We start from the raw sequence: 23,213 nt of genomic DNA, 5'->3' as shown, positions 1-23,213 counted from the left end.
GGTCAGCCTCCCACATGTCCACTTCAGCATCGCTGTCCCAGCGCCCGTTCGCGGGCATGAATCCAACCCCGCTTGGCGTCGCACTCCTGTTCCTTGTATGCGGCGCATGGTATCTGGCCCAGGTTGCCGGTGCGCGCCGGAGCGCTTTATATGTCGTCGGTGCGCTGCTCGGCGTGTCACTGTATCACGCGGCCTTCGGCTTCACCTCGGCCTGGCGGGTCTTCATTTCCGACGGGCGCGGCCAGGGCTTACGTACGCAAATGCTGATGCTGGCGGTCGGCGTGGCGCTGTTTTTCCCGGCGCTGTCCGCCGGCACGCTGTTCGGCACGCCCGTGGCAGGCTTGATCCAGCCCGCCGGCACCTCCGTGATCGTGGGCGCCTTCATCTTCGGCATCGGCATGCAGCTCGGCGGCGGTTGCGCCTCCGGCACCTTGTACACGGTGGGCGGCGGCAGCACGCGCATGATTGTCACCCTGATCGCCTTCGTGGTCGGTTCCCTGATTGGTACCGCCTACATGCCGTTCTGGGCCGCGCTGCCCCATCTGGAACCGATTTCCCTGGTCAAGGATCTGGGCCTGGCCCCGGCACTGGCGCTGAACTGGGTCGTGTTTGCTGCGATCGCCGCGCTCACGGTGCTGGTCGAGAAGCGCCGTCACGGCAAACTCTTCAACGCGCAACTGCGGCCGGCCCACGGCTCGCGCTGGCTGCACGGCCCGTGGCCGCTGGTGGCCGGCGCCCTCGCGCTGGTGGTCCTCAATTTCACCACCATGGCGCTGTCGGGCCGGCCGTGGGGCGTGACGTCCGCGTTTGCGCTGTGGGGTGCGAAGGCGGCATCGGTGTTCGGCATCGATACCGCCAAATGGGCCTACTGGTCGACCAAGGCCAATGCGGCTGCGCTGGCCGCGCCCATTGCGCAGGATGTGACGTCGGTGATGGACATCGGCATCGTGCTCGGCGCCATGCTGGCCGCCGCGCTGGCCGGCCGCTATGCGCCGGTGTGGCGCGTGCCGATGCGCTCGCTGTTCGCTGCCGTGCTGGGCGGCCTGATGCTGGGCTTCGGCGCGCGCCTGGCGTACGGCTGCAATATCGGCGCCTTCTTCAGCGGCATCGTGTCGGGCAGCCTGCACGGCTGGCTGTGGCTGGTCGCCGCATTCATCGGCAATGTGCTGGGCACGCGTTTGCGGCCGCTGTTCGGCCTCGAAGTCGAACATGCGCGGCCCACCGCCTGCTGAGCCTTTGGCACATTTATTTGGTGCTATGAATCAACGGCAGTTCCATTTCTTGCCCTCGAGATTGCAGACGCCGCCAAATGGCCGTTGCAGTACGTTTCCGGCGCGTGGATAACGACGACCACGCGTGTCCCAACACCCGGCCGGATCACAATTGACCAGCTGGGCCTGGTCGCCGCTGCGCGCCGCATCGGCGCCCGCAACCGGCTCAGGTCGCGCATTCGGCGCTCGCTCGTACCCACAGGCGCCGTCGACATCGATGGCAGGCTCCCGGGCATCGGACTGGAATCTGGTCACCCGACTTCGCCGAACAGCCAGTGCCCTTTTTGCCTGCTCGCACTCGAACGAGCTCGCCTTGTTGCGCGCCGCGTCCGCTTCTCTGGACAATCGGGCCAGCTCAGCCTGGACAAGGCGATCTGTCGCTGCTTTGTCCGGCAGCACAGGTGGCAAATTGGCGGGGCTTGCCGCAACAGATGCCGCTACAGGTGCGGCTACAGGTGCGGCGGCGGGTGCCGCTTGCGTCGGCGCGGGGGCGGTCCTGATGGTGGTTATTTGTTCGTGCGTGGCGCAACCCGTGTTGGAATACGTCGTCGCCCCGCTTTTCGGATCAATACATTTTGAAATCTGCCCATTGGCCTGAAGCGCGAGCGTGCACAAGCTGATAGCGATGACATACCTGGCCGGACTGGATTTCAATGGACGCTCCTTGTAAGGTCGATGGTGAAGCTGCCGTCGGTGCGCACTGCAAAGACAGGTTCTGCTGCAGAACGCCGGGCATGCACAGCATAGCGTTTATGCAGATGCGCGTGGGCAATATTGTCTCTCGTCAATGGCTGAGTCAGAAGCGCAGCGTGACGCGGTTGCCAGGCTCAGGACGGCTCGGGCAGGTTGTCCTTGAACAGCCGAAAGCCGGCATCGAGCTGCGAGGTGTAGGCCTGGAAGGCCGGGGCGTGCAGCGCCTGCTGCATGCCGCGTACATGCTGGGCCGGGCCGAGCACGGCTTCCAGGCACTGGCGCCGGATCGATTTGCGTGTGGCATCATCGAGCAGCAGCAGGGAGCGCAGCGGCCGCAGCAAGGTTGCGGCAATCCTGAGCATGCGGTAGGCGTTGGGCGAATGCGCCCCGTTGAAATCGAAGCCCGCCGGCAGCAGCCGCGCGGCGCTGGTGAGCACCCCAGCGGTGAAGACGATGGCGATGAGCGCCTGCTGCTGCTGGCGCCCGGACGGCGGCAGGCCCGCGGCCGTGAACAGTCGCCGCATTAGTTTGCTGACCGACAGGAGGGCCGCCGCCACCCCGATCGCATCGGCCTGGCGCTCGAGGGCCTGGGGAACGTCCCAGCGGCCCTTGTGCGCCTGGCCACTGAAATAGGCGCCGTGCCCGGCCAGGTGATGCCCGAGTTCGTGCGATGCCACGAACGACATGGCGCCGAAGTACAGCAAGGCGCCGAGCATGGTGTCGAAGCCTTGCAGCGGTGTCGCCGCGAGCAGGCGCTGGCCGGGAACCGAGGCAAACGCTGCGGGAAAGGCGGCCAGCAGGCGCGCCGCATGCGCTTCGGCAGCGTCGTGCAGCGCACGCATGAGTCCTTCGGTGACGACGATCCAGTGCCGTTGCTGGTCGCCCCAGGCGGCGAGTGCGTTGGCGCAGGGGGCGCCCGAGATGACGCCGCGGATCAGTGCCGGATCGTGCGGGAAGACGACGCGGGCTTGCTGGATGTTCCAGGCCAGCACGACGCAGGTCGAGCGACACAGGCCGCGCCGGGCCGGCAGCAATGTGCTGGTCTGGTAATGCCGCAGCAGTTGTCTGGTCAGCGCCAAATCGGTACGCGCCAGCGCTGTGCCTTCCTTGAATTCGGTGAACAGCGATGTGCGCATGGGTGTCGCCTAGCTTGTGCGCAGGCTGTTGATCCAGTACGCCGGCAGTGCGACGATTTCCCGCGCCGTCGAATAGATGTCGCGCGCCTCGAAGAAATGCGCATGCGCGGCGTGCACAGTGGCGATATTCGCCCGCCGCAGCGCATACCGGCTGCGCGGAATGTGGAAATACTGGGTGACGACCAGCGCACTGGCGAAGCCGTGCGCGCGCATGATGGCAGCGCTGTTGCGGGCTGTCGCGTCGGTGTCGTCGCCATGCTCATCGAGCAGGATGGCTGCGGCTGGGACCCCGCGCTGTTCAGCGAGGTAGCGCGCCATGACCCGGGCTTCGCTGAAGCGTTCGACGCCGGTTCCACCGCTGACGATCAGATGCGCAAACATGCCTTGCCCGTACAGGTCGGCGGCCCGGTCGAGGCGGGCCCGCAGGCGCGCCGAGGGCGTGCCGTCGGGCATGACTTTCGAGCCGAGTACGACGCCGACGTCACTGACCTGGACGTCGTCGCGCAAGCCGGCGCCAACCAGCAGGGCGGTCGCTGCGGCCAGCGCCAGTAGCAGTACCAGGCCGCTTCTGACGATCAGGCGCATGTCAGGCGATCCTCTTCAAGCATGCCATATTGATACCCTGCGCGAATACACATCACATCAAAATGATGTCGTACTGTTCCTGGTGATAGCCGGTCTCGACCTGCAGCGAAATCCGTTTGCCCACGAAGTCGCCCAGCATGGCCAGGTGCTGCGACTCTTCTTCAAGGAACAGATCGACCACTTCCTGCGAGGCCAGGATGCGAAACTCGCGCGGGTTGAACTGCTTCGCTTCGCGCATCAGTTCACGCAGGATTTCGTAGCAGATCGTGCGCGAGGTCTTGACCTGGCCCTTGCCGCTGCAGGCCGGGCACGGTTCGCACAGGATGTGGGCGAGCGACTCGCGCGTGCGCTTCCTCGTCATCTCGACCAGGCCCAGGGCCGAGAAATTACTCACCGAGACCTTGGTGCGGTCGCGCGAGAGCGTCTTCTTCAACTCGGCCAGCACGGTGTTCTTGTGCTCGTTGTTGTCCATGTCGATGAAGTCGAGGATGATGATGCCGCCCAGGTTACGCAGGCGTAGCTGGCGCGCGATGGCATGCGCCGCTTCCAGGTTGGTTTTGAAAATCGTGTCGGCGAAATTGCGCCCGCCCACAAAACCGCCCGTGTTCACGTCGATGGTGGTCATGGCCTCGGTCTGGTCGACGATCAGGTAGCCGCCCGATTTCAGGTCGACGCGCCGGCCCAGCGCGCGCAGGATCTCTTCTTCCACGCCATACAGGTCGAACAGCGGGCGCTCGCCGGTGTAGTGCTGCAGGCGCGCCAGTACACTCGGGGTGTACGTTTTGGCGAATTCCACCAGCATGGCGTGGTTCTCGCGCGAGTCGACCTGGATGGTGGCCGTTTCGTCGTGCACGAAGTCGCGCAGCACGCGCTGGGCCAGGTTCAGATCCTGGTACAGCAGGCTGGTGGCGGGACGGGTGCGGGCGCCGTGGACGATGGCACTCCAGGTTTTGCGCAGGTAGTCGACGTCGGCGGCAATGTCGGCGTCGCTAGCTTCCTCGGCCATCGTGCGCACGATGTAGCCGCCTTTTTCTTCCGCTGGTAACAGGCTTTGCAGGCGCGTGCGCAGGCGTTCGCGCTCGGCTTCCTTTTCGATTTTCTGCGAGATGCCGATGTGTTTGTCTTGCGGCAGGTAGACCAGCATGCGCCCGGCAATCGAGATCTGCGTCGACAGGCGTGCACCCTTGGTGCCGATCGGGTCCTTGATCACCTGCACCGTCAGCACCTGGCCGTCGAACAGGATTTTTTCAATGGGTGCCGGCGTGCTGGCGGTGCCGTCATGGGTGCGCGCTTCCCAGATATCGGCCACGTGCAAAAAGGCGGCGCGTTCCAGGCCGATGTCGATGAAGGCCGACTGCATGCCCGGCAACACCCGCACGACCTTGCCCGAGTAGACATTCCCGGCCAGGCCACGCGTGAGCGTGCGCTCGATGTGCAACTCCTGCACTGCGCCCTGCAGGATCAGCGCGACGCGCGTTTCCTGCGGGGTGATATTGATCAGGATGTCTTCGTTCATGAGGCGCCAGCTAGGTTGTTCAGGCTGACATGATACCCGTTCAACGCCGGGCAGTGAGCGCTATATCGGGACGCCGGCGCGGCGCAACAGCTGCGCCGTTTCGAACAGCGGCAAGCCCATGATGCCGGAGTGGCTGCCCTCGATATGCTCGACGAACAGGGCCGCCAGGCCCTGGATGCCGTAGCCGCCGGCCTTGTCGTAGGGCTCGGAGGTGGCGCAGTAGGCGCGGATGGCGGCCGGCGACAGGGTGGCAAAGCGCACTTTCGACACCTGCGTGATCTGCTCGGCCATGTCCTTGTAGTGCACGGCCACGGCCGTCAGCACCTCGTGCGTGCGGCCCGACAGCTGTTCGAGCATCGCCACCGCTTCCTTTTGTCCTGCTGGTTTGCCGAGGATGACGCCATCCATCGTGACGGTGGTGTCGGCGCTGAGCACCGGGCGCGGCGTCAGGCGCCGCGTCATCACCATGTTCCAGGCGAAGGCGCCTTTTTCGAGCGCTACCCGGGCCACGTAATTTTCCGGACTTTCCTGGGCGTTGACGTCTTCGGTCACGTCCACGCCGCGGCTTGGATCGTTGCGCAACATGAGCAATTCAAAATCGATGCCGACCTGGCGCAGCAGTTCGCGCCGGCGCGGGCTTTTTGAGGCGAGGTAGATTTTTCGGTCGAGCAGTTTCACGATAGGGGAGTGTGACGTCAGACGCGGTGGTAAGGATGATTCTGGGTGATCGACCAGGCGCGGTACAGTTGTTCGGCCAGCATCACACGCACTACCCCATGCGGCAGTGTCATGCTGGAGATACGAATCAGCCCTTCGGCTTTTGCCTTCAGTGCGGGATCGAGCCCGTCGGCCCCGCCGATCAGGAACGCAGTGTCGCGTCCCTCCTGCTGCCATGTCTCGAGCTGCTGGGCCAGGCCCACGCTGGTCAAATCCTTGCCGCGTTCGTCGAGCGCGATGATGCGCACGTTTTTCGGCAGCGCTTGCTCGATACGCTCACGTTCGAGCGCCATGGCGGTGGCGGCGGTCTTGCTGCCGGACCGGTCGACCGGCTTGATTTCCTTGAGCACGATGCGCAGCTCGGGTGGCATGCGCTTGGTGTACTCGGAAAACCCGGTTTCGATCCAGGCCGGCATCTTGTGGCCCACCGCTGCGATGATGAGCTGCATGGACGCTTACTCTTCGTCGGTCTTCTTGACGTTGCGCTTGATGACCTTCTTGACTGGCACGGCGTCGGCCGGTGCAGCAGCTGCGCGCACGCGTTTCGGCGGCAGCGACTTGAGCGCGGCGACGGCTGCCACTTCGGTTTTCGATGGTGCAACCTTGACGACCTTGCCGATCGCTTTCGAAGCAGCAGGCTTCTTCGCGGCCGGTGTTTTGGCGGCAGCTTTTTTCGCGGCCGGTGCCTTCGTTTCGCGCACAGGTTTCACTTCCGGCGCCGGCTGGGTCGAGGCCAGGTGCTTCGACTTCGGTTTGGCCAGTGCGACGTCTTCGCCTTCCGGGGTCGACTTGCGCTTGGCGGCGCCCAGTTTCACCGGCTTGTCGCCCCAGATTTCTTCGAGGCGGTAGTACTGGCGAATGGCCGGTTGCATGATGTGGACGATCATGTCGCCCAGGTCGACCAGCACCCACTCACCGGTGTCCTCGCCTTCCATGCCGATGACGTCGCCGCCGGCCAGCTTGACCTTGTCACGTACCGATGCGGCCAGCGCCTTGGTCTGGCGGTTCGAGGTACCCGACACGACAGCGATGCGGTCGAACAGGCTGGTCAGGTGAACGGTGTCGAACACCTGAATGTCCTGGCCCTTGACGTCTTCGAGCGCGTCGACGACGAGCGTTTGCAGTTTTTTGATATCCATTAGTTCTTGTATAGATGATGTTGTTGAATGTAGTCTAGCACTACCGAAGGAAGAAGCGCATTTGTCTTATCCTCCTGGCATAGCGCCGACCGGATCTCGGTGGCGGAGACGTCCACAGCCAGTGATGGCGCGACGCTGACAAGGCCGCACGGTGTGGCGCGCAGCTGCTCCGGGGACGCACGACGCAGCGCCAGTTCCTGCACCACGGCAGGGGGCAGAGCAGCGTCGGCGAGGCTAAATCCCGGGCGCGCAGCCACGCCAAGATTCGCCAGTTCAAATAGCGCGTGCCAGTCGCGCCAGGTGTCGAGCCGCTGCAGCTGGTCGGCGCCGATCAGGAACACGAGCGAAACGTCGTCTCCCAGTTCGGCGCGCAGCGCGCGCAGCGTATCGACGGTATAGGTTGGGCCATCGCGCTCGAGTTCCTGGGTGTCGATCACCACAGGTACACGGCTGGCCGCGAAGGCAAGTTGCAGCATGTCGATGCGCTGCGCATCGCTGGCCTGCAGGGTCGATTTTTGCCACGGCCGTGCGGGAATCACGCGCAGTTCATCGGCCTGTAACAGCTGGACGAAGGTGTCGGCCAGTGCAAGGTGGCCGAGGTGGACCGGATCGAAACTGCCGCCGAGCAGGGCAATGCACTTCCTCACGCGCTCAGCCAGTCTTTGTGGATCAGGAAGTCGGTGTACAGCGCCGCTTCCGGCGTGCCCGCTGCCGGGTGCCAGTCGTAGCGCCATTTCACCAGCGGCGGCATCGACATCAGAATCGCTTCCGTGCGCCCGCCCGACTGCAGGCCGAACAGCGTGCCGCGGTCCCAGACCAGATTGAACTCAACGTAGCGCCCGCGCCGGTAGCACTGGAAATCGCGTTCGCGTTCGCCGTACGGGGTGTCCTTGCGCGCCTGCAGGATCGGCAAGTAGGCGTCGATAAAACTGTCGCCCACTTGCTGCACCATGGCGAAGGCTGCATCGAAACCGCCTTCATGGAAGTCATCGAAAAAGATGCCGCCCACGCCGCGCGGCTCCTTGCGGTGCTTGAGCGTGAAGTAGTCGTCGCACCAGGACTTGAAGCGTGGGTGCAGGTCGGGGCCGACGGCGTTGGCGCAGGTCTGGTGAAAGTGGCGCGCGTCATCCGCGTTGCCATAATAGGGTGTCAGGTCCATGCCGCCGCCGAACCACCAGACCGGGTCTTGTCCCTCGGCGACCGCTTCAAAAAAGCGCACGTTCATGTGCACTGTCGGGGCGTACGGATTACGCGGGTGCAGCACCAGCGAGACACCCATCGCGACCCAGGCGCGGCCGGCCATCTCCGGGCGTGCCGCGGTGGCCGACGGGGGCAGGGCCGCGCCCATCACGTGCGAGAAATTCACGCCGCCGCGTTCGATGACATTGCCTTCCTCGATCAGTCGCGATACGCCACCGCCGCCTTCGGGGCGTTCCCAGGCATCGCGCAAAAACGGCTGGCCGTCAGCCTGCTCGAGCGCGCTGACGATGCGTTCTTGCAGGGCCAGGAGCCAGGTTTTGACGGTGGATGGGGAGGGGGAGGACATTCGGGAATGAAGGGGGAAAAATTGAGGGTGGATTGTACACTACGGACAGATGACAGAACCGGGTCGTATTTATCACCACTACCGCCAGATCCGTCATACCGGCGCAAGCCGGTACCCATACTGAGTGTCGGAACGCGTTTGCGCCAGCGCATCCGCGCCAATCAGCGCAAGCCCATCATCGCTCGATGGACAAATACAGCTACGTCTACCTGCTTGCCAGCCGACCATACGGAACGCTGTACATCGGCGTCACGTCCGACCTGATCAAACGCGTTTGGGAGCACCGCGAGGGTTTTGTCAGCGGTTTCACCAAGCAGTACAACGTCAAGCAGCTCGTTTGGTATGAAATGCACGGCTACATCATGGCTGCGATCACGCGCGAAAAGCAGCTGAAGGAATGGCAGCGCGCCTGGAAAATTGAACTGATCCAGAAAACAAATCCGCACTGGCGCGATTTGTTTTCTGATATCTGTGGGTGATGCTCAGTATGGGTACCGGCTTTCGCCGGTATGACGGTCTGGAGGGCGGCGGTACTAATTGTTTTTACTGCTTGATCCCACGCCAGCCAATATCATGCCGGTACTGCGCCCCATCGAAGTGAATCTGCTCGACCACCTCATACGCCTGCTTCTGCGCCATCTTGACGCTGTCGCCCAGCCCCACCACGCACAAGACCCGCCCGCCATTGGTCAGCAACTGCCCGCCCGCCTGCGTGGTCCCGGCATGAAACACCATCGATTCCGCCGTCTCGGCCGGAATGCCGTCGATGACCGCGCCCTTGACCGGCGCATCGGGATACCCGGCCGCGGCCATCACCACGCCCACGGCCGTGCGCCGATCCCACTCCAGTTCCACGGTGTCGAGCGTGCCGTTGCAGGCATGTTCCAGCACCCCGACCAGATCGCTTTTCAAGCGCGCCATGATCGGCTGGGTTTCCGGGTCGCCCATGCGGCAGTTAAATTCCAGCGTGCGCGGATTGCCCGCCGCATCGATCATCAGGCCGGCATACAAAAAGCCCGTGAAAATGATGCCGTCGCGCGCCATGCCCGCGATGGTCGGGTTGATAATCTCGCGCATCACGCGTGCATGCATTTCCGGCGTGACGATGGCAGCCGGCGAATACGCGCCCATGCCGCCCGTGTTCGGGCCTTCATCGTGGTCCTTCAAACGCTTGTGGTCCTGGCTGGTGGCCAGCGGCAGCACATGTTTGCCGTCGCACATGACGATGAAGCTGGCTTCCTCGCCGGTCAAAAACTCTTCGATGACGATGCGTGCACCGGCGTCGCCGAAGGCGTTATCGGCCAGCATGTGGTCGACCGCGCCGTGCGCTTCTTCCAGCGACACGGCAACCACGACGCCCTTGCCGGCAGCCAGGCCGTCGGCCTTGATGACGATCGGCGCACCCATCGCGTCGATGTAGGCGTGGGCCGGGGCCGCGTCCGAAAAAGTCTGGTACTTCGCGGTCGGAATGCCATGGCGCTCCATGAACGCCTTGGCGAAGTCTTTTGAACTTTCGAGTTGCGCCGCTTCTTTGGTCGGACCGAAAATTTTCAGGCCGCGGCCGCGGAAGATGTTGACGATGCCCGCTGCCAGCGGCACTTCCGGGCCGACCAGCGTCAGCGCGATGTGTTCGGCCTGGGCGAAGTCGGCCAGTTGCGCCGGATCGGTGATGTCGACGTTGACCAGGCGCGTATCGCGCGCGGTGCCGGCGTTGCCAGGGGCAACGTAGACCATCTGGATGCGTTCCGATTGGGCCAGTTTCCAGGCCAGGGCATGTTCACGGCCGCCAGCGCCGACTACCAGGATTTTCATGGGGTTTTCCGCGTTAATCTTCAATCAGGGCGTTGGTAAACACTGCCTGGACATCGTCCAGGTTTTCCAGCGCGTCGAGGATTTTCTGCATTTTGACGGCGTCTTCGCCCGTGAACACGGTTTCCGCCGCCGGCTTCCAGATGATCTCGGCCACTTCGGCCTTGAATCCGGCTTTCTCCAGCGCGTCCTTGACGTTGGAAAACGCGAACGGGTCGCACAGCACTTCGAAGCCGCCTTCTTCATCCTGCACCACGTCGTCGGCGCCGGCTTCGAGCGCCGCTTCCATCAACTTGTCTTCATTCACGCCGGGCGCGAACAGGAACTGGCCGCAATGCTGGAACATGAAGGCCACCGAGCCTTCGTTGCCCATATTGCCACCGTTCTTGTTGAAGGCGTGGCGCACTTCGGCCACGGTACGGACCCGGTTGTCGGTCATGCAGTCGACGATGATCGCCGCGCCGCCGATGCCGTAGCCTTCGTAGCGTACTTCTTCATAGTTGACGCCGTCCAGCGTGCCGGAGCCGCGCTGCACGGCGCGTGTCACGTTTTCCTTCGGCATATTCGCGTCGGCTGCCTTGTCGACTGCCAGGCGCAGGCGCGGGTTGGCGTCGACGTCGCCGCCGCCCATTCGGGCTGCGACCGTGATTTCCTTGATCAGACGCGTCCAGATCTTGCCGCGTTTGGCATCGGTAGCGGCCTTTTTATGCTTGATATTGGCCCATTTGCTGTGTCCAGCCATGACTGAAATTCCTTAGACGGTATGCACGAGTGGCCGACATTTTATCATAGGCCTCATTTCAAAATTGCTACGCATTACCCTCGCAAGCCAGCCGCGACGATTCCAATTACAATCGCTTGATGACCAAAATTGCAAGTGCCGTGCCGCACGCCGACCCCTACCACGCCCTCAGCCGGCCCGCCCTGGTGCAGGGCCTGGCCATCGCCATCATCGGCGCCGTGCTGTTTTCCATGAAGGCGGTCGTCGCCAAGCTGCTCTACCGCTACCAGATCGACGCCGTCACCCTGCTCGGTTTTCGCATGCTGTTTTCGCTGCCGGTGTTCGCCATCGTCGCGCTGTGGCAGATGCGCGTTGGCCCGCCGCTGTCCCAGGCCGACCGCTGGCGCCTGGTCGGCCTCGGCCTGGTCGGTTACTACCTGTCGAGCTACTTCGATTTCCTCGGGCTGCAATACATTTCGGTCGGCCTGGAACGGCTGATCCTGTTCCTCACGCCCAGTTTCGTGCTCCTCATTACTGCGGTGTTTTTCAAGCGCCGCATCAGCCGGCTTGAATGGATGGCGCTGGGCCTGTCCTACTGCGGCATTGTGTTCGTGTTCCTGCACGATTTGCATGGCGGGGCAGGCTCGACCGTCCTCGGCGCCACCTTCGTGCTGTGTTCGGCCATTTCGTATTCGATCTATTTGCTCGGCTCGGGCGAACTGGTGCGCCGGATCGGCTCGCTGCGGCTGGTGTCTTACGCAATGTGCGTCTCGAGCGTCGCCTGCATCGGCCAGTTTTTACTGCTGCGGCCAGTGAGCATGCTGGTCCAGCCGGCGCCGGTGTACTGGCTGTCGCTGGCCAACGGCATCTTTTGTACCGTCGTCCCGGTCTTCATGACCATGATGGCCGTGCAGCGCATCGGTGCGCCGACCGCGTCGCAGGCCGGCATGGTCGGGCCGATTTCGACACTGTTCCTGGGCGCGCTGATCCTCGGCGAGCCGATCACCGCGGTGCAACTGGCCGGCACTGCGCTGGTCCTGGCCGGTAGTTATATGCTGTCACTTAAAAAATAGGAGATCACGATGTCCAAGGCAATCCAGTTTTCCCGCACCGGCGGACCTGAAGTACTCGAGTACGTCGACGTGGAAGTGGGCGAACCGGGCCCGGGCCAGGCGCGCGTGCGCCACCACGCCATCGGCATCAATTTCATCGACGTTTATTTTCGCACCGGCCTGTATCCGCTCGATCTGCCAAGCGGCCTGGGCCAGGAAGCGGCCGGCGTGGTCGAGGCGGTGGGCGAGGGCGTCACGCACGTGGCCATAGGCGACCGCGTGGCCTATGCCGCGCGCCCGAACGGGTCCTACAGCGAAGTGCGGGTGATGCCGGCCGATATCCTGCTGCGCTTGCCGGACGCCATCGATTTCGACACAGCTGCTGCGATGATGTTGCAGGGCATGACGGTCCAGTACCTGTTGAAACGCACGTATCCCGTGAAGGCGGGCGACACCATCCTGTTTCACGCGGCAGCGGGCGGCGTCGGCCTGATTGCATGTCAATGGGCGCGTGCATTGGGGGTGAACCTGATCGGCACCGTGGGGTCCAACGAGAAAGCCGAGCTGGCACTGGCGCATGGTGCGGCGCACGTCATCAACTACAACACGGAGAACTTCGTGGAACGGGTCAAGGAAATTACCGGGGGCGCGAAGGTGCCGGTGGTGTTCGATTCCATCGGCAAGGACACCTTCATCGGTTCGCTCGATTGCCTGGCGCCGCGCGGCACCATGGTCAGCTTCGGCAATGCGTCCGGGCCGGTGCCGCCGTTCTCGCTGACCGAACTGGTCTCGCGCGGCTCGCTGTACATCACGCGCCCGACGCTGGTCAGCTACACGGCCACGCGCGCAGAACTGGAAGCGACGGCGCAGGACCTGTTCGACATCGTGGCTAGTGGTGCCGTAAAAATTAACATTGGGCAGCGTTTCCCGCTGGCGCAGGCAGCCGATGCACACCGGGCGCTGGAAGCACGTAAAACGACCGGCTCCACGATTTTGCTGCCGGGTGTAGCGTCATGAGAGAGTTCAGCGACGACAACGATGGGCCAGGCGAGCCAGAAACGACGAGCAGCCCCCGGTTCGGGCGGCTGCTGATCGTGCTGGTGCTGGCGGTGTTGCTGGTGGTGTTGATTACGGTGGGGTCGGAAGCGTACTACTCGTAATTAGTGCCTATCCCAGTAGGTAGGAGGAAGCGGATGCCGACATGCGCGTCCGCGATGCATGGCGAGTGTGGGCAAGGCGAGAGGAGGACGCATGGCTAGCCATGCTACGACGAGCAACGCAGTCCACGCTTGTCAGGCGCGGCAGCAGCGACTCCGCACTACTGGGATAGGCACTTAGCTGTTCTGCTTTAATTCGATTCTGCGCACGGCGCCGTTCGGGCCCGGGAAGCCTTCGAACGCGCTCTGCACCAGGGCCGGCATCATGGCTGGCGTCGACGCCGACCGGCTGGTATTTCTCACCGTGACGTCGAACAGGGGTTGCCCGGTGCTGGAGGCAATCAGGATTTGCAGCTGGCGCTGGTAACGGTGTTCTTCACGGACGTCATACGCCGGCATGCCATAGCCGCCGAAATACGGGTTGCCGAAGAACGGGCCGCCGTAGAAGCCGCCAAAGCGGCGTGGGCCGTAGAAGCCGCCGTAGGGGTAGAAGCCGGGAAAGGCGGGCTCGACGACTTGCACCGGAATATCGGTGGTCATGAAGCGCATGGAAACGTGCAGGGCAGGCGCCCCGGTCGCTTCCCTGAAGCCCAGTTTGGTCAGTTCGCCACGCACCAGGTTCTGGTACGCACGCAATTCCAGCGTGTCGTCCTGCGCCGACGGCGCTGTGAAGCTGTAACTCTTGTCCTGCATTTGCGCAGGCCATTGCTGGAAGGTGGTCACGTCGCTGCGCACGGTGGTGGCGCAACCGCCCAGCACCAGCGTCAGCGCCGCGGCGCCGGTGATCATCAAGTTTCGTATAACGCGTTTCATGGTCGCTTACTCCTTCTATGGACGGTACTTGCCTATGCTCAGATTACTACCTGGGAGGAATTCTTGCTCGTTCGCTTACACCTTCTCACCCGACGTACAGTGCGATACACGGTGTGAAATTGGTAGGAAACGTCAGCGCGCGCCCCGTCACTTGGTAAAATGGGACCTTCTCCCTTGTCGATGCGGACACTCTCATGCGTACAGACACACCCCAGACCATCTACCGCCAGGACTACACGCCGCCAAGCTACCTGGTCGATACCGTCGAACTGGGCTTCGACCTCGACCCGCTGCGCACCATCGTCGCCAGCCGCCTGAGCATGCGCAGGAATCCTGCCAGTGCCCAGCGCGAGATCGAGCTGTATGGCGACAAGCTGAACCTGGTCGCTATCCGCATGAACGGTGCGGTGCTGCCGAAGCGTGCTTACCGCATCGACGGGAATATGCTGCGCATCCCGGACGCGCCCGAAGAAGTCACGCTGGAAATCGAGACGCTGTGCGCGCCCGAGCTGAATACCTCGCTCAGCGGCCTGTACCGCTCGAACGGCAACTTTTTCACGCAATGCGAAGCCGAAGGTTTCAGAAGCATCACGTATTTCCCGGACCGCCCGGACGTGATGGCGACCTACACCGTCATGCTGCGCGCCAACAAGGCGCAGTACCCGGTGCTGCTGTCGAACGGCAACCTGGTGGACGAGGGCGATTTGCCCGACGGCCGCCATTACGCCAAGTGGGAAGACCCGTTCAAGAAGCCCTCGTATCTGTTCGCGCTGGTGGCGGCCAAACTGGTCTGCCAGGAAGAAACGTTCCGCCTCGCCGACGGCCGCGATGCGCTGCTGCAAGTCTGGGTGGAAGACGGCAACCTGGATAAAACCGACTACGCCATGCAGTCGCTGAAAAACAGCATCCGCTGGGACGAACAGCGTTTTGGCCTGGAACTGGACCTGGACCGCTTCATGATCGTCGCTGTCGGCGACTTCAATATGGGCGCGATGGAAAACAAGGGCCTGAACATCTTCAACACCAAATACGTGCTGGCCAATCCGCGCGTCGCCACCGACGTCGACTTCGCCGGCATCGAAGCGGTGGTGGGCCACGAATATTTCCATAACTGGACCGGCAACCGCGTCACCTGCCGCGACTGGTTCCAGTTGTCGCTGAAAGAAGGTCTGACGGTGTTCCGCGACCAGGAATTCTCCGCCGACATGATCGGTACAAGCAGCGGCCGCGCGGTCGGCCGCATCGACCAGGTGCGCACCTTGCGCCAGGCCCAGTTCCCGGAAGACGCCGGCCCGATGGCGCACCCGGTGCGTCCCGATTCCTTCGTCGAAATTAACAATTTTTATACGGTCACCGTGTACGAGAAGGGCGCCGAAGTCGTGCGCATGTACCAAACCCTGGTGGGCCGCGATGGCTTCCGCAAGGGCATGGATTTGTACTTCCAGCGCCACGATGGGCAAGCTGTGGAGTGCGATGACTTCCGCGCCGCCATGGCCGACGCCAACCAGCGCGACTTCGTCCAGTTCGAGCGTTGGTACAGCCAGGCTGGCACCCCGATCGTGCAAGCAGAAACGGCGTACGATGCGGCCGCGCAGACCTACACCATCACGCTGGCGCAGTCGTGCCCGGCCACGCCCGGCCAGCCGACCAAGCTGCCCTTCCATATCCCCGTCGCGGTCGGCTTGCTCAATGCTGCAGGCCAGGACATGTCCTTAACCCTGAATGGCGCCAGGGCAGGCACCACGGCTGTGCTGGAATTGACGCAAGCGGCGCAAAGCTTCGTGTTTGAAGGCATTAAGGAAGAGCCGACCCCGTCGATCCTGCGCGATTTTTCCGCGCCGATCGTGCTCGAATATAACTACAGCGACGCAGCCCTGCTGCACCTGTTCAGCCACGACAGCGACCCGGTCAACCGCTGGGAAGCCGGCCAGCGTCTGGCCATGACGCGCCTGCTGCGGCTCACGCGCGCTGTTATTGCCGGCGAAGAATTGACCCTGGACGAGGTCTTCATTGAAGGTCTGCGCAAGATGTTGACGGACGCATCGCTCGACGCCGCCTTCCGCGAGCAAGCCATCGTGTTGCCATCGGAAACCATGATGGCCGAGCAGATGGACAGCGTCGACCCGCAAGCCATCCACACGGCGCGGCAATTCGTGCGCGCCACCATCGGCGCGCGCTTGCGTGAAGAACTGATGGCGCAGTACGACGCCAACCAGACCCCAGGCGCGTACAGCCCGGACGCCGTATCGAGCGGCCGCCGGGCGCTGAAAAACCTGGCGCTGGCTTACCTGTGCGCCGCGCACGATGCGCAAGCCATCGCGCTGGCGCAAACGCAGTGCGACAACGCCACCAATATGACCGACCGCAGCGCCGCCCTGAGCGCGCTGGTACACGCCGAGGCTGCGGGCGCCGCCGTGGCGCTGGCCGCGTTCTACGACGATTTCTCTAACGAGGCACTGGTCGTCGACAAATGGTTTTCGATGCAGGCCTCGTCGCCGAAAACAGACCTGAAAGCGGTGCGCGCCTTGATGACGCATCCGGCCTTCAGCCTGCGCAACCCGAACCGCGCACGCAGCCTGGTGTCGACGTTCTGTGCCGCCAACCCGGTGCAGTTCCACGCGGCGGACGGCAGCGGCTATGTGTTCTGGGCCGAGCAGGTCATCGCGCTCGACGCTTTGAATCCGCAAGTGGCCAGCCGACTCGCGCGCGCGATGGACCGCTGGCGCCGCTATGCGCCGGCCTTCCAGGCGCACATGAAAAAAGCGCTGCAGCAAGTTGCCGGCCGCAAGAAACTGTCGAACGATGTGCGCGAAGTGATTTCCAAAGCACTCGCCAACTAATTAGTTATTACAAAGGAAGTTCATGAAACGCGTCAGCCTCACGCAGTACCTGGTGGAAGAACAACGTAAAAACAACAGCATTCCGGCCGAACTGCGCCTCTTGATCGAAGTGGTCGCGCGCGCCTGCAAGACCATCAGCCACGCGGTAGGCAAGGGCGCGCTGGGCGATGTGCTCGGCACCGCCAACACGGAAAACATCCAGGGCGAAGTGCAGAAGAAGCTCGACATCATCTCCAACGAAATCCTGCTGGAAGCGAACGAGTGGGGCGGCCACCTGGCCGCCATGGCGTCGGAAGAAATGGAATCGATCCACCCGATCCCGAACCGCTATCCGAAGGGCGAGTACATGCTGCTGTTCGACCCGCTCGACGGCTCGTCGAACATCGACGTCAACGTTTCGATCGGCACCATTTTCTCGGTGCTGAAGGCGCCGGAAGGCATGGGCGAGCCGAGCGAAGCCGACTTCATGCAGCCAGGCAGCGAGCAGGTCGCCGCCGGTTACGCCGTGTACGGCCCGCAGACGATGCTGGTGCTCACCACCGGCAACGGCGTCAATTGCTTCACGCTGGACCGTGAAATGGGTTCGTGGGTGCTCACGCAGCGCAATATGCAGATCCCCGAGACGACCAAAGAGTTCGCCATCAATATGTCGAACAGCCGCCACTGGTATCCGCCGGTCACGCGTTACGTCGACGAAATGCTGGCAGGTAGCACCGGCCCGCGCGGAAAAGATTTCAATATGCGCTGGGTGGCCTCGATGGTCGCCGACGTGCACCGCATCCTCTCGCGCGGCGGCGTGTTCATGTACCCGGCCGATACGCGCGACACTGCCATGCCGGGCAAGCTGCGCCTGATGTACGAAGCCAATCCGATGGCCATGATCGTCGAACAGGCCGGCGGCGCTGCCACCGATGGCAAGCAGCGCATCCTCGACATTGTCCCGCACAAGCTGCACCAGCGCGTGCCGGTGTTTTTGGGGTCGAAGGCGGAAGTGGATGTGGTGACGGGGTATCACACGCAAGGGTAAGTCACACCTACCTCTGCTGCATGCTGATGCCGCAGCCCTAAAAACCGTCACCCCCGCGCAGGCGGGGGCCAATAGCACGTTTGCGGGTGCGGCAATCGCATGCGTTGTAACGATCCGCGCCTGCGCGGGGACGGCCGTCCAACAAAAACCGCACCGACCGCGATTCGTACTAGCAAGTTTCACCGATTCTTTGCTAGAATACGGCTCGTCGCCGCTTTAGCTCAGTTGGTAGAGCAGTTCATTCGTAATGAAAAGGTCGCCAGTTCGATTCCGGCAAGCGGCACCAGTACATGGTGTCACGATGATTCGAGACACACTAAAACCCGCTCTTCCCATAGGAGGCGCGGGTTTTTTGTTGTTGCATGGTGTTTTACTGTTAACCGATGCAAGCACACAAAGTTGCGAATACTTCGGGGTTTAGCCACCCACGAAACCGGCAAGGCGCCGGCATTTTTTATTCAAGTCGTCCCAAGTGTGATTTACTACCGTCTTTTCAGTCCGCTTGAGGCTGCCCAAGCCGCCGCGATCTAAGTCGCTCAACACTTACCCTTTCGACCACACCGATAGGGGCAATCATGGCAATCGACGTTTATCTTTCTATCGACGGCATCAAAGGCGAATCCGCCGATTCTTCCCACCAAGGCTGGATCGAATGCACGTCTATGCAGTTGGGTGTGAAGCAGCCCAAAAGTGCCACAGCTTCCACTGCCGGCGGACACACCGCCGAACGCTGTGAACACAAGAGCATCGCACTGACGAAGCTTGCAGACCTTGCATCACCTGTACTCATGCAAACCTGTTCATCGGGTAAGACGATCCCAAAGGCCAAACTTGAATTCATGCGTGCTGACGGCAACGGCGTGCCAGTGAAGTACTACGAAATTGAACTGGAAAACGTCCTGATCGGAAGCATGGATCAAGTGGTGCACGAAGGCAGCGGCTTACACGACTCGTTCTCGCTAAAGTTCAGCAAAGTGAAATGGAAGTACTGCCAACAAAAGATCGGTGGTGGCGCTGGCGGCAATACGCAAGGCGGCTGGGACTTGTCCACCAACCGCATCGCTTGAAGGGCGCATCATGTACGCACCGCTACCAGAAGACTCACGCGGGTTATTCATGCTGCCGCAGGCACCGGAAGGGGCCGGTTACTACGTCTACGGCACGCCGCCTGATGGTGCTGCCCAGTACGCCCATCCCACCATGATGACGCTACTGCTTGCCGTCGAAAGGGAGTGGGCGCTGATCGAACGCCGCAAGTTCGGTGTTGGCAACATCAGCGTAGCTGGTGGTCTGGACTTCGGTCACAAGTCCCACCGTAAGGGACTGGAAATGGACGTTCGGCCATTGCGCAAGGACGGGCACCATACCGGCGTAACGTATGTCAGTCCCGACTACGACCGCGAAGCCACTGCCCTGTTGATCGAGCTTTTCCACACCTGTGCACCGGGCAGGCTCGTCATCTTCTTCAACGATACGCGGGTTCCCGGCGCACGCACCCTGGACAAGCACAACGACCACTTCCACGTCCAATTTTAAGGAGCTAATCATGAAGACCCGTGTAGTCATCCTGATGGTGACGATGTTGTGTTCGTTGGTGGCACTTGCAGCATCAAAGCCCTGGGATGGAACTTTCGCCCCGTACACGGTTCACTACCTCATGTATTCCGGCCAACTGGGCGACAGCCAGCCGCCGAAACGAACGGAGCGGCGCCTGTCATTCGCTATCCAGGGCCAGCTTGCGAAGGAGATGTTCGATGCCATCGGGCCGGACCTGAAATTGGCTTGCGGCACGACACTGGGAATGCGTCAGCGGGAGCGAGGTGACGTTGACTGTTCCTATGACAAAGATGAAAAGGACCCGTACACCTGTCACTTTGGCATAGACCTACTGAAAGGAAAAAGCATGGCAGGTGCAACCTGCTAGATCAGTCAAGCGTCGATGGTAGAGCGCATCGCCAAAGTGCTCAACGTAACGGAGTTCTACTTCCACAGGAAGGATGATAAGGCCGCATGGCTGCTGGTGGTGTTCCACCGGATGTCGCCACCGGACCGCGAAAAATTGGTCAGTCTGGCGCACGGGATGGCGCCCTGATTCCCACCCAGCGCCGGTTAAACGCCGCGTCGCCGTACAACGCACTACCGTCATTGGAAAGGTTTGCATTTTAGAAACGTCCAACATGGGATAAGATCACGCTCATACAGAATCCCATGACCGCATCCCCATGATTGAAGACATCAAGAAAACCCTCTGGGCCACAGCCGACAAGCTGCGCGCCAACATGGACGCCGCCGAATACAAGCACATCGTGCTGGGCCTCATCTTCGTCAAGTACATATCCGACACCTTCCAGACCCGCCGCGATGAGCTGACGCGGCGTTTTGGCGATGCTGCGGACGATTATTTCCTCCATGATGTCGATGCCGAGATGCTGGCCGACGAACTGGAGGACCGCGACTACTACAAGGAAGTCAACGTCTTCTGGGTGCCCGAGGCGGCACGCTGGGAGACGCTGCGGGCGCAAGCCAAGCAGGCCGATATCGGCAAGCGCATCGACGATGCCTTGTCGCTGATCGAGGCCGAGAACCCCAAGCTCAAGGGCATCCTCGACAAGCGCTACGCGCGGGTGCAGCTCCCGGATGGCAAGCTCGGCGAGCTGGTCGATCTGATCTCGACCATCGGCTTTGGCGAGTCGGGCGACACCGCCAAAAACCACGCGCGCGATCTGCTCGGGCAGGTGTACGAGTATTTCCTTGGCCAGTTCGCCAGCGCAGAGGGCAAGCGCGGCGGCCAGTTCTACACGCCAGCGTCCATCGTCAAGACCCTGGTCGCGGTGCTGGCGCCACACCACGGCAAGGTGTACGACCCCTGCTGCGGCTCGGGCGGCATGTTCGTCCAGTCCGAGCGCTTCATCGAGGCACACGGCGGCAAAATCGGCGATGTGTCCATCTACGGGCAGGAAGCCAATCCCACGACGTGGCGACTGGCCGCGATGAACCTGGCAATTCGGGGCATCGACTTCAACTTCGGGAAGGAGCCGGCCGATACATTTGTGCGCGACCAGCACGCCGACCTGCGCGCCGACTTCGTGCTGGCCAACCCGCCCTTCAACATTTCGGACTGGTGGCATGGCAGCCTTGAGGGCGACCCGCGCTGGGTTTACGGCACGCCGCCGCTGGGCAATGCCAATTACGCATGGCTCCAGCACATGCTGTACCACCTCAAGTCCACGGGGCGCGCCGGCATCGTGCTGGCAAACGGCTCGATGTCGTCCAGCCAGAACAGCGAGGGCGATATCCGCCGCGCCATGGTCGATGCGGACAAGGTCGAAGTCATGATCGCGCTGCCTGGTCAACTCTTCTTTAATACGCAAATCCCGGCCTGCCTGTGGTTCCTGGTCAAGGAAAAGCGCGCCCGCCAAGGCGAGGTCTTGTTCATCGACGCGCGCAAGCTGGGCAGCATGATCAGCCGCGTGCAGTGCGAATTCACTGAGGAAGTGATCGACAAGATTGCCGGCACTGTGGCGTCATGGCGCGGCGAAGCGGACTCGGGCGAATATCAGGATGTTGCCGGTTTCTGCCGCAGCGTCAGGTTGGCAGAGATCGCCGAACATGGCTATGTGCTAACGCCGGGACGCTATGTCGGTGCTGAAGCTGTCGAGGACGACGATGAAGGCTTTGCCGAGAAAATGCAGAAGCTAACTGAGGCCCTGGGCGAGCAGATGTCCAAAGGCGCCGAGCTGGATCAGCTGATACGCCAGAATCTGGGGGGGCTGGGGTATGAGTTCTGAATGGCCGATTGTCTCTGTTTCTTCCATCTGTACCATCTTCGATGGGCCACATGCAACTCCCAAGAAGACCAATAAAGGCCCAGTCTTCTTGGGAATCTCAAACCTCAATAGTGGACGATTGAATTTTTCATCCACCGAATTCTTGTCCGAGGATGATTTCGTCAAGTGGACTAAGCGCGTGACGCCTCAAGAGGGCGATGTAGTTTTTTCGTACGAAACAAGGTTAGGGCAGGCAGCAATTGTCCCAGCAGGGCTTCGATGCTGCCTTGGTCGCCGAATGGCATTAATGCGGATCAATCCGACACTGGCAATCCCTGAATATGTTCTGTACGCATTTCTAGCCCCTGAATTTCAAGATGTCATTCGACAGCGAACGATTCATGGAAGCACGGTAGATCGCATCCCACTAATCGAGTTTGGAAATTTTCCGATTCGGATCCCTCCACTTCGCGTTCAGCGGGAGATAGTCGGAATACTTAAAGCCGTCGATGACCGCATTGCGCTTCTGCGCGAAACCAACGCCACCCTTGAATCCATCGCCCAAGCTATATTCAAGTCGTGGTTCGTAGACTTCGATCCTGTCGGCGGCAGACAGGATGGGCGCGTACCCGATGGAATGGATGGGGCGACGGCGGCGCTGTTCCCTGATAGCTTTGAAACCTCGGCGCTTGGGTTGGTTCCCCGGGGGTGGCGCTCGGCCACTATCGAGCAAGTAGTAGAAGGCGTCTACGATGGCCCCCATGCAACGCCACCGGAAGCTAATACGGGGCCGATTTTCTTGGGCATCAGGAACCTAACTGGAACTGGCCTGGAGCTTGGCGAGGTTCGACATATCCATGAAGACCAATGGAGTCAATGGACTCGCAGGATCGAACCCCGCCATGGCGATATTGTCTTCAGTTACGAGGCGACTCTTGGTTTCTTCGCGCTGATCCCACCCGCAACACGTTGCTGTCTAGGTCGTAGGTTGGCATTAGTTCGACCTTGTGCAACCAACGGGTATGGCCATTTTTGGTTCCATCAGTTTATTGCTGCCCCATTCCAACGTCTCCTGGCGAAACACACAATCCAAGGCGCAACTGTAAATCGGCTTGCGTTGAAGTACTTTCCAAGCTATGCGGTGCTAAATCCGCCTGATGATATCAAGTTAGCGTTTGAGGTCCTTGTAAAGCCAATTTGGGCCAAAATTCATGACAACCAAGCGCGCTGCCAATCCCTTGTCGCGATTCGCGATACTCTTCTCCCACGTTTGATCTCTGGTCAGTTGCGCCTACGAGAAGACGGCGACATTTTAAAAAAAGCTGCGTAAGGTGTTTTACCCGAAGCATCACGCTATATAGGTACAACGAGGTTCTGTTGATCCCGGACGGCACCGAGGCCCGCATGGGTTCTCTGTCCAGTAA

Annotated in this window: 25 protein-coding genes and 1 tRNA gene; 14 read left to right on the top strand and 12 right to left on the bottom strand. The window is 61.7% G+C overall.

From position 1 onward, the window contains the following. Positions 1-14: 14 nt before the first annotated feature. Positions 15-1,232: a YeeE/YedE family protein gene (locus tag V6M87_RS08595; protein ID WP_332876198.1), complete on the top strand. Its 1,218-nt coding sequence runs from the start codon at positions 15-17 to the stop codon at positions 1,230-1,232. 30 nt (positions 1,233-1,262) lie between these two features. Here V6M87_RS08595 and V6M87_RS08590 read toward each other — a convergent pair whose 3' ends face one another. The 9 genes from V6M87_RS08590 to hemF all read right to left on the bottom strand — a co-directional run bounded on the left by V6M87_RS08590 (position 1,263) and on the right by hemF (position 8,603). Continuing rightward, complete coding sequence (locus V6M87_RS08590) at positions 1,263-1,925, bottom strand: DUF4124 domain-containing protein (RefSeq protein WP_332876197.1); 663 nt, start codon at positions 1,923-1,925, stop codon at positions 1,263-1,265. Positions 1,926-2,098: 173 nt separating this feature from the next. After that, positions 2,099-3,100 carry an ImmA/IrrE family metallo-endopeptidase gene (locus V6M87_RS08585; RefSeq protein ID WP_332876196.1) on the bottom strand — a complete coding sequence of 334 codons (1,002 nt, stop codon included), beginning with the start codon at positions 3,098-3,100 and terminating at the stop codon, positions 2,099-2,101. 9 nt (positions 3,101-3,109) lie between these two features. Further along, positions 3,110-3,685: a YdcF family protein gene (locus tag V6M87_RS08580; RefSeq protein ID WP_332876195.1), complete on the bottom strand. Its 576-nt coding sequence runs from the start codon at positions 3,683-3,685 to the stop codon at positions 3,110-3,112. A gap of 52 nt (positions 3,686-3,737) precedes the next feature. After that, positions 3,738-5,201: a ribonuclease G gene (gene rng, locus V6M87_RS08575; protein ID WP_332876194.1), complete on the bottom strand. Its 1,464-nt coding sequence runs from the start codon at positions 5,199-5,201 to the stop codon at positions 3,738-3,740. Between the two features lie 60 nt (positions 5,202-5,261). Then, complete coding sequence (locus V6M87_RS08570) at positions 5,262-5,879, bottom strand: Maf family protein (protein WP_332876193.1); 618 nt, start codon at positions 5,877-5,879, stop codon at positions 5,262-5,264. Positions 5,880-5,896: 17 nt separating this feature from the next. Then, positions 5,897-6,367, bottom strand: a complete 471-nt coding sequence (rlmH, locus tag V6M87_RS08565; protein ID WP_332876192.1) for a 23S rRNA (pseudouridine(1915)-N(3))-methyltransferase RlmH — start codon at positions 6,365-6,367, stop codon at positions 5,897-5,899. Positions 6,368-6,373: 6 nt separating this feature from the next. Further along, on the bottom strand, positions 6,374-7,057 hold the full coding sequence (gene rsfS / locus V6M87_RS08560) for a ribosome silencing factor (protein ID WP_332876191.1): 684 nt from the start codon (positions 7,055-7,057) through the stop codon (positions 6,374-6,376). After that, positions 7,057-7,704 (bottom strand): nicotinate-nucleotide adenylyltransferase, encoded by a 648-nt coding sequence (locus V6M87_RS08555; protein ID WP_332876190.1) that lies wholly within the window; start codon positions 7,702-7,704, stop codon positions 7,057-7,059. The genes rsfS and V6M87_RS08555 overlap by 1 nt, the downstream gene beginning before the upstream one ends. Then, complete coding sequence (gene hemF, locus V6M87_RS08550) at positions 7,701-8,603, bottom strand: oxygen-dependent coproporphyrinogen oxidase (RefSeq protein ID WP_332876189.1); 903 nt, start codon at positions 8,601-8,603, stop codon at positions 7,701-7,703. Before hemF ends, V6M87_RS08555 begins: the two co-directional genes overlap by 4 nt. A 185-nt stretch (positions 8,604-8,788) precedes the next feature. On the opposite strand from hemF, the gene V6M87_RS08545 reads away from it, so the two are divergent. Further along, positions 8,789-9,082, top strand: coding sequence for a GIY-YIG nuclease family protein (locus tag V6M87_RS08545; RefSeq protein ID WP_332876188.1), 294 nt, complete (start codon positions 8,789-8,791; stop codon positions 9,080-9,082). Between the two features lie 64 nt (positions 9,083-9,146). On the opposite strand, the gene purD is transcribed toward V6M87_RS08545, so the two are convergent. Continuing rightward, positions 9,147-10,415 (bottom strand): phosphoribosylamine--glycine ligase, encoded by a 1,269-nt coding sequence (purD, locus tag V6M87_RS08540; protein WP_332876187.1) that lies wholly within the window; start codon positions 10,413-10,415, stop codon positions 9,147-9,149. Between the two features lie 13 nt (positions 10,416-10,428). Continuing rightward, on the bottom strand, positions 10,429-11,154 hold the full coding sequence (locus V6M87_RS08535) for a YebC/PmpR family DNA-binding transcriptional regulator (RefSeq protein WP_332876186.1): 726 nt from the start codon (positions 11,152-11,154) through the stop codon (positions 10,429-10,431). Positions 11,155-11,273: 119 nt separating this feature from the next. Here V6M87_RS08535 and V6M87_RS08530 point away from each other — a divergent pair, with 119 nt between their 5' ends. The 3 genes from V6M87_RS08530 to V6M87_RS08520 are packed head-to-tail and all read left to right on the top strand — an operon-like array spanning position 11,274 to position 13,345. Beyond that, the gene (locus tag V6M87_RS08530; RefSeq protein ID WP_332876185.1) at positions 11,274-12,206 is read left to right on the top strand and encodes a DMT family transporter; all 933 of its coding nucleotides are present in this window, start codon (positions 11,274-11,276) and stop codon (positions 12,204-12,206) included. 9 nt (positions 12,207-12,215) lie between these two features. Next, positions 12,216-13,202, top strand: a complete 987-nt coding sequence (locus tag V6M87_RS08525) for a quinone oxidoreductase family protein (protein WP_332876184.1) — start codon at positions 12,216-12,218, stop codon at positions 13,200-13,202. After that, entirely contained in the window at positions 13,199-13,345 is a 147-nt protein-coding gene (locus V6M87_RS08520) for a hypothetical protein (RefSeq protein ID WP_332876183.1), read from the top strand. Before V6M87_RS08525 ends, V6M87_RS08520 begins: the two co-directional genes overlap by 4 nt. 174 nt (positions 13,346-13,519) lie before the next feature. Here V6M87_RS08520 and V6M87_RS08515 read toward each other — a convergent pair whose 3' ends face one another. Next, positions 13,520-14,155 carry a DUF4136 domain-containing protein gene (locus tag V6M87_RS08515; protein WP_332876182.1) on the bottom strand — a complete coding sequence of 212 codons (636 nt, stop codon included), beginning with the start codon at positions 14,153-14,155 and terminating at the stop codon, positions 13,520-13,522. A gap of 194 nt (positions 14,156-14,349) precedes the next feature. On the opposite strand from V6M87_RS08515, the gene pepN reads away from it, so the two are divergent. From pepN to V6M87_RS08470, 9 genes are all read left to right on the top strand, one after another. Continuing rightward, positions 14,350-16,995 carry an aminopeptidase N gene (gene pepN, locus V6M87_RS08510; RefSeq protein WP_332876181.1) on the top strand — a complete coding sequence of 882 codons (2,646 nt, stop codon included), beginning with the start codon at positions 14,350-14,352 and terminating at the stop codon, positions 16,993-16,995. Positions 16,996-17,017: 22 nt separating this feature from the next. After that, on the top strand, positions 17,018-18,022 hold the full coding sequence (locus V6M87_RS08505) for a class 1 fructose-bisphosphatase (protein ID WP_332876180.1): 1,005 nt from the start codon (positions 17,018-17,020) through the stop codon (positions 18,020-18,022). Positions 18,023-18,232: 210 nt separating this feature from the next. Next, positions 18,233-18,308: transfer RNA gene (locus V6M87_RS08500), tRNA-Thr, on the top strand. Positions 18,309-18,597: 289 nt separating this feature from the next. Continuing rightward, the gene (locus tag V6M87_RS08495; protein ID WP_332876179.1) at positions 18,598-19,089 is read left to right on the top strand and encodes an Hcp family type VI secretion system effector; all 492 of its coding nucleotides are present in this window, start codon (positions 18,598-18,600) and stop codon (positions 19,087-19,089) included. Between the two features lie 10 nt (positions 19,090-19,099). Further along, positions 19,100-19,558 carry a hypothetical protein gene (locus tag V6M87_RS08490; protein ID WP_332876178.1) on the top strand — a complete coding sequence of 153 codons (459 nt, stop codon included), beginning with the start codon at positions 19,100-19,102 and terminating at the stop codon, positions 19,556-19,558. 10 nt (positions 19,559-19,568) lie between these two features. Continuing rightward, positions 19,569-19,946 carry a hypothetical protein gene (locus tag V6M87_RS08485; protein WP_332876177.1) on the top strand — a complete coding sequence of 126 codons (378 nt, stop codon included), beginning with the start codon at positions 19,569-19,571 and terminating at the stop codon, positions 19,944-19,946. A gap of 15 nt (positions 19,947-19,961) precedes the next feature. Further along, positions 19,962-20,114, top strand: coding sequence for a hypothetical protein (locus V6M87_RS08480; RefSeq protein ID WP_332876176.1), 153 nt, complete (start codon positions 19,962-19,964; stop codon positions 20,112-20,114). Positions 20,115-20,244: 130 nt separating this feature from the next. Further along, positions 20,245-21,810: a class I SAM-dependent DNA methyltransferase gene (locus V6M87_RS08475; RefSeq protein WP_332876175.1), complete on the top strand. Its 1,566-nt coding sequence runs from the start codon at positions 20,245-20,247 to the stop codon at positions 21,808-21,810. Beyond that, a complete protein-coding gene (locus tag V6M87_RS08470; protein ID WP_332876174.1) occupies positions 21,800-23,119 on the top strand; it encodes a restriction endonuclease subunit S in 1,320 nt (439 codons plus the stop codon). Before V6M87_RS08475 ends, V6M87_RS08470 begins: the two co-directional genes overlap by 11 nt. The last annotated feature ends 94 nt before the right edge of the window (positions 23,120-23,213 follow it).

This window comes from Massilia sp. S19_KUP03_FR1 (assembly GCF_036688685.1).
GTDB lineage: Bacteria > Pseudomonadota > Gammaproteobacteria > Burkholderiales > Burkholderiaceae_D > JALYUM01.
This window is presented reverse-complemented; position numbering and strand designations above follow the sequence as displayed.

Excerpts from the sequence above, each read along its gene's own strand:
- V6M87_RS08595 (WP_332876198.1), top strand. The coding sequence starts at position 15 with ATGTCCACTTCAGCATCGCTGTCCCAGCGCCCGTTCGCGGGCATGAAT.
- V6M87_RS08585 (WP_332876196.1), bottom strand. The coding sequence starts at position 3,100 with ATGCGCACATCGCTGTTCACCGAATTCAAGGAAGGCACAGCGCTGGCG.
- V6M87_RS08580 (WP_332876195.1), bottom strand. The coding sequence starts at position 3,685 with ATGCGCCTGATCGTCAGAAGCGGCCTGGTACTGCTACTGGCGCTGGCC.
- rng (WP_332876194.1), bottom strand. The coding sequence starts at position 5,201 with ATGAACGAAGACATCCTGATCAATATCACCCCGCAGGAAACGCGCGTC.
- rlmH (WP_332876192.1), bottom strand. The coding sequence starts at position 6,367 with ATGCAGCTCATCATCGCAGCGGTGGGCCACAAGATGCCGGCCTGGATC.
- rsfS (WP_332876191.1), bottom strand. The coding sequence starts at position 7,057 with ATGGATATCAAAAAACTGCAAACGCTCGTCGTCGACGCGCTCGAAGAC.
- hemF (WP_332876189.1), bottom strand. The coding sequence starts at position 8,603 with ATGTCCTCCCCCTCCCCATCCACCGTCAAAACCTGGCTCCTGGCCCTG.
- V6M87_RS08545 (WP_332876188.1), top strand. The coding sequence starts at position 8,789 with ATGGACAAATACAGCTACGTCTACCTGCTTGCCAGCCGACCATACGGA.
- purD (WP_332876187.1), bottom strand. The coding sequence starts at position 10,415 with ATGAAAATCCTGGTAGTCGGCGCTGGCGGCCGTGAACATGCCCTGGCC.
- V6M87_RS08535 (WP_332876186.1), bottom strand. The coding sequence starts at position 11,154 with ATGGCTGGACACAGCAAATGGGCCAATATCAAGCATAAAAAGGCCGCT.
- V6M87_RS08530 (WP_332876185.1), top strand. The coding sequence starts at position 11,274 with ATGACCAAAATTGCAAGTGCCGTGCCGCACGCCGACCCCTACCACGCC.
- V6M87_RS08525 (WP_332876184.1), top strand. The coding sequence starts at position 12,216 with ATGTCCAAGGCAATCCAGTTTTCCCGCACCGGCGGACCTGAAGTACTC.
- V6M87_RS08520 (WP_332876183.1), top strand. The coding sequence starts at position 13,199 with ATGAGAGAGTTCAGCGACGACAACGATGGGCCAGGCGAGCCAGAAACG.
- V6M87_RS08515 (WP_332876182.1), bottom strand. The coding sequence starts at position 14,155 with ATGAAACGCGTTATACGAAACTTGATGATCACCGGCGCCGCGGCGCTG.
- pepN (WP_332876181.1), top strand. The coding sequence starts at position 14,350 with ATGCGTACAGACACACCCCAGACCATCTACCGCCAGGACTACACGCCG.
- V6M87_RS08505 (WP_332876180.1), top strand. The coding sequence starts at position 17,018 with ATGAAACGCGTCAGCCTCACGCAGTACCTGGTGGAAGAACAACGTAAA.
- V6M87_RS08495 (WP_332876179.1), top strand. The coding sequence starts at position 18,598 with ATGGCAATCGACGTTTATCTTTCTATCGACGGCATCAAAGGCGAATCC.
- V6M87_RS08490 (WP_332876178.1), top strand. The coding sequence starts at position 19,100 with ATGTACGCACCGCTACCAGAAGACTCACGCGGGTTATTCATGCTGCCG.
- V6M87_RS08485 (WP_332876177.1), top strand. The coding sequence starts at position 19,569 with ATGAAGACCCGTGTAGTCATCCTGATGGTGACGATGTTGTGTTCGTTG.
- V6M87_RS08480 (WP_332876176.1), top strand. The coding sequence starts at position 19,962 with ATGGTAGAGCGCATCGCCAAAGTGCTCAACGTAACGGAGTTCTACTTC.
- V6M87_RS08475 (WP_332876175.1), top strand. The coding sequence starts at position 20,245 with ATGATTGAAGACATCAAGAAAACCCTCTGGGCCACAGCCGACAAGCTG.
- V6M87_RS08470 (WP_332876174.1), top strand. The coding sequence starts at position 21,800 with ATGAGTTCTGAATGGCCGATTGTCTCTGTTTCTTCCATCTGTACCATC.